This is a genomic window from Bartonella sp. SD1336NMGDW (genome assembly GCF_042193565.1).
GTDB classification, from domain to species: domain Bacteria; phylum Pseudomonadota; class Alphaproteobacteria; order Rhizobiales; family Rhizobiaceae; genus Bartonella; species Bartonella grahamii.
This window is the reverse complement of record NZ_JBHILW010000035.1, coordinates 1-4,898: the sequence shown is the minus strand read 5'-3', so window position 1 is coordinate 4,898 and position 4,898 is coordinate 1. Positions and strand designations below refer to the sequence as shown.

General features: G+C 46.8%; 4 protein-coding genes. All 4 read right to left on the bottom strand.

Annotation, left to right across the window (positions count from 1 at the left end):
- Positions 1 to 65: 65 nt before the first annotated feature.
- Positions 66 to 2,402 (bottom strand): phage tail tape measure protein, encoded by a 2,337-nt coding sequence (locus ACFIKH_RS08580; protein ID WP_375671483.1) that lies wholly within the window; start codon positions 2,400 to 2,402, stop codon positions 66 to 68.
- 131 nt (positions 2,403 to 2,533) lie between these two features.
- Entirely contained in the window at positions 2,534 to 2,947 is a 414-nt protein-coding gene (locus ACFIKH_RS08575) for a hypothetical protein (RefSeq protein WP_375648859.1), read from the bottom strand.
- Positions 2,948 to 2,988: 41 nt separating this feature from the next.
- Positions 2,989 to 3,507, bottom strand: a complete 519-nt coding sequence (locus tag ACFIKH_RS08570; protein WP_015856800.1) for a phage major tail tube protein — start codon at positions 3,505 to 3,507, stop codon at positions 2,989 to 2,991.
- A gap of 3 nt (positions 3,508 to 3,510) precedes the next feature.
- Positions 3,511 to 4,794, bottom strand: coding sequence for a phage tail sheath C-terminal domain-containing protein (locus ACFIKH_RS08565; RefSeq protein WP_375671484.1), 1,284 nt, complete (start codon positions 4,792 to 4,794; stop codon positions 3,511 to 3,513).
- Between the last annotated feature and the right edge of the window lie 104 nt (positions 4,795 to 4,898).

The following is a 4,898-nucleotide window of genomic DNA, read 5'->3' as shown; positions in this document are numbered from 1 at the left end:
GCCAATCCACATAAAATTGATGCGGACCTAACATCATCAAAGGATCTCTCATAGGCTCCCTCCCCTCATTCTGTCCCGCCATGCAGAGCATTAGCACGTGCCCGTTGAATGGCGTGGGCAACCGCACGACCAGTGGCCATAGGATCACGCGCCCCATTAACATGCACTGTGACATTTTGATTGTGTGTGATGGGGGAGCGCTCTTTCTCTCCTTGTTCTCTACCCGATGGATTTGCATGCCCCGCCCCCGCAAATTGTGCAATCGGTTGAATGGCTGTTTTGCCTCCCAAAAAACTTGGCAAAAACTCTCTTACATCAATGGAACCAATCCACCCCTTAATGCGGCTAGGCAAAGATTTACAATAATCCATCAATTGTGAGATAGACGACATAAAACCATCGACAATCGAATTAGCCAGATCTTCGCCCGCTTGTTCCATACCAGCCTTGGCACTCTCCGAGAGCTTTTCCTGTGTAAAAAAACTCTTCAACCATTGCCAAAAGTTGGAAAAGCTTTGTTTAACGCCCTCCCACAAATTGCCAAACCACTCGGCAACAGAGGAAAGCTCTTGTTTAAACTTTTGCCAAACTTGAGAGAGATCAAAAGCAGCAGCAATGATATTTTTCCATTTGGTGATGGTGGTGGTATCAGCACCAAAAAAGCGCATGACGGCTTCAAAGGCACGCCCCCAAGCCCGAGATACCCCCCGTGCCAAACCTTTGACAAATGAAGAAAAACGGTCCCAATATTTCCACAAAGCAAAACCAGCAGCCAGTATGACCGCCACAACAGCAGCAACCGCAGCCCCTATTGGAGTAAAAATACCCCCCACAACAGAGGCAATACCCGCCCCAACCACTTCGATCACTGTCCCAACAGAGCCAAAAGAGGCAGCAAATGCACTTCCTGAGACAGCAATCCCCCGTAAAGCCCCGACCAACAAGGTCATGGGGCGTAAGAGTCGGAGTGAACTTGCCCCAAGACCCGCGGTTAGCAAGCCCAGCGAGCGCCCTGCGGCTGCTAAGCCCCGCCAGCTTGCAGCAACACCACGACTGAGTACTCTAAGCTTGATAAAAGACGTGATCAATTGAAGAAGCCCAAGGCGTGTCCCGGCAAGAGTAAAGCGCAAAACCCGTAGAGCAATATTAAAAGCCATAAGGGCAGCAATGGTTTTGATGATGGCGCTCGTTAAAGTGGGATGGGCATTCGCCCACGCCATCAACCCATTGGTAAAATTGCCAACACTTTCCATCAAACTGTTGAGGGGGGGCAGAAGCACTTCACCAATGGTAATCCCTAAAGCCACAATGCGGTTTTGCAACAATTCAAATTGCCGCATGGCACCGGTTGCTTGTTTGTCTGCTTCTTGTTCTACCGAACCTTTAAAGACTTGTGGATCTTTCACATAATCTAAAGCTTGCCCTAACAATTCGGGATTGCCCACCAATTTGGCAAAATCACCAGTAAAATCGCGCCCATCAATGGCAATCAGGGAACGCATCCCCTGTTCAGATTTCGCTAAAACATCAAAAAAGCGTACCAAGGTACCGGTGGCATCTTTGTCCAGATCTTGCATAAATTTTTCGCGAGAAAGCCCAATATTGGCAAAAGCATCTTCAATATGTTTGCCCCCCGCCTGTATGCGCGCACTCATCGCATTAAAACCACGCGCGGCACTCTCTGGAACAATCCCAGCAGAAATCATCGCCGTACCAAATGCCGCAGTTTCCCGCGCGGTGAGCTTAAACATGGTTGCCGCACCGGTAGCACGATTGGTAAAATCAGACACCTCACTTGCCTTTGCCGCCATGTGATTAGAGAGATGATTGATAGCATCGCCTAGATCTTCAATGCCTGCTTGATTAAGCTTAAAGACATTGCGCAATTTGGCAAAGCGCTCCCCAATCTGATCTCCCGTCATATCAAAAGCTACAGCCGCTTTGGCAGCATAAATGCTAAAAGCTTCTAGATCTTGTTCGCCAATCCCTGCTTGGCTGGCACTGGTCATCAGTTCTAAGACTTCACGTGCCGCTAGCGGAATCTTGGTGGAGGTTTCAAGCGCAAAACGGCGCAATTCCTTTAAGCGATGAAGGGGGGCATCGAGAACCTTTTCTAATCCCTTCATCGATTGATCAAATTGCATGGCTTTATAGAGCGGTGCAATTAAGGTTGCTGTTTGCGCAATGGCACCCACCATACGCCCCCGCGCTTGGATAAAAGCATTTTTCGCATTCTTTGTCGCATCCTCAAGATGTTCAGGGTCAAACCAATTTTTAAAGTGTTGCCTTGTCTTGTTTTGGAAATGCGCAACATCGCTACTGAAGGCTGCAAGATCACGCTTGGCAGAAGCTATCCCCTCTTGCAGGTGATTGACAAAACGCACAACAAGGGAAACATCCATGACGATTCTTTATCCTAACTGATGGCTTTCATATTCTTGGGCTTTAAGGCGTGCGAGTTCTTCTCTATAGGCAATCACATCCAGCCAATCCATCTGGTTAATTTCTGAAGGCGCCCAGTGATAATAAAGGGCTAGTTCTGCCCCAAATTGTCTGGCAGAGAGGATTGGCGTTGCGTAAAAAAAGCAAAAAAAGCCTTGAAAACAGCCATAATGTCAACAACATCAAGACGATTAATCAATTCAATAGATTCATGTGACATATCGGCTAAAAGCACGGCTATTCCTTCCATAGCCTCATGGGTAAATAAAGCCTCACAAAGCTTAAGAACAAGAATATCATTGCCCAATGTTGTTTTATCCTCTTCTACAGCGGGTAGAACGAGCTCTACCAACTGCGGTCCAATCAACACCGCTAATTGGCGTGCTTGCTTGAAGTTTGGGCGATAAAAGGTCAGTTTCTTGCAGAGAGATTCTTTGCCTCCTTTATCCTGATAAAGAAGCGGAACCTGCAATTCCACGTCAATGCTGGTTTGTAAACTTGTCATGATCAATTCCTATAAATGAGAACCCTATCAATAATGAGAGCTTATAAATTGAGAATAGAGCGGCGGCGAGAACCGATCTCTTGCCCATTGCGGACAAGCCAGCCGCCCCGTTTAAAAGAAAAGCGGTGCAAAACAGAGCCATCCCAAAATTCCGTATAGTCCCAAACATTTTTGATTTCGCAATCATAGCCTGTCGCTTTTCCAGCTGTTAAGCCTTCGCTATCGACTTTGACCAAGCGCCCCGTGACATCAATGGAATGCTCATGCTCGCGTCCATCTTCTTCAGAGATCACATGTTTTTTTCCGGTGAATTTATGACGAAGACCAGGAGGACCACCAAAGATACCGATAATTTCGGGTGTGTGACTGCGGATTTTCATTTGTAAACTTAGCGCTTTCACACCAAGACCGCTCACATCAATTTGCATATCAGAGCCGCCTGGTTGATAGGTTTCGGTGATTTCTTCCAACGTGGGCAGTTTCAATGTTTCAAGATCAAGGTGAAGATTCACATCATCATCAACAATCAAGGTAAAACCGCGTACAATGCGTAAAGTCATGCTTTAACTCCTTGCTGCTTTGCGATAAGTTTCAAGCGTATCGCCAAATTGATAAGTCATTTTCTTTTGGATATCTTCAGCCAATCGATCAAAATAAGCGCTATTGCGCCGGCTGCCGAAACTCAAATCTTCTAGAGGCGGCACTTCTTCCGCATCAAACTCGACCCGCAATTTTCCCAATTGTAAAGTGCTGTTGGAATTTAAATCGCGGTCAAACCAAACCCTCCCACCAAGCAATGCACCACGCGCAATCAGATCATCAAGAAACTGCGTGAGGCTGCGGGTAATGGCAATAACATGTTGACCGGTCAGATTCTCATCATTCGCCCAAGGGCGGAAACTGTTGATGATCGTTTTTTCCAAAGCTGCACGGGTGCGCACCACATTGACAAAACGCCACAATGGGTCACTGGAGGTGGTATGATTTCCCCATAAAATACGTCCATTGGCAGCAATTTTTCCATGCGCATTTTGACTAAGTCGTGCTGGAATAAAGGTAGCAATATCGGCTTGGTTGAGGCGATTTGCCTCATGATCGATTTCGCCATCAAAATAGCTAATGGGGCGCGCCGTACCTAAAATGCCTTTAACATCTTGGTTGGAGGGAGACCAAAAAACACCACCCCTTTGCTTATCACGTTTGATAAACATGGCGGCAGCAAAAGGACTTGCGGGTTTAACACTAACACCCCCATCACTATTTGCCACCCGTACAAAGGGATCAATCAAATAACAAAAGCGTGAGGAAAAATCTGCACGATAGGCAAGACTTTCTTCCGCATTTTTACCACCCGTATCAAACACGGCAATCGCTTGTAGCTTTTCTGCCACCTGTTCCAAGGCATCCGCCACGGGGTTTTTACCATTATCAAGGCGCCCTGCACTATAAGCCGGTGCCAATAAAATCCCAGGCTCTACCCCTAAATGACCTCTAGCATGCGATAAAGCATGCACACCGGTCAAATGAGCGTTTGATCCCACCATCTCAGTTTGTGTCTCAGCAATGGTTGATTTTTCTTCCACTCGCACAAGAATAATTTGTGCCTCAATCCCTTGCGCACGCACGGCATTGATAACATCAAGAGCTGTGCCTCTTGTCCCAAGCTTTTGGATTTTCTCACCCTCATGTGTAAAAACTAACACAGGCTCGTCGAGGGGAAAAACTTGGTTGTCAGCATCAGGGGCTGTGACAACCGCACCAATAGCGGTCTGATCAAATGTTGCTAAGGGACGGGAATCCTCACCAGCCTCTACAATGCGTATCCCATGATTAAATTCTGTTGCCATCTTGCTCTCCAAATCAATGAAGAGAGAATAACAAGCATCACCATGCTCCATAAGACTGACACTGTCAGTCAAAAAAAGCCCTTTAAAAGGGCTTTGAAAGAGCA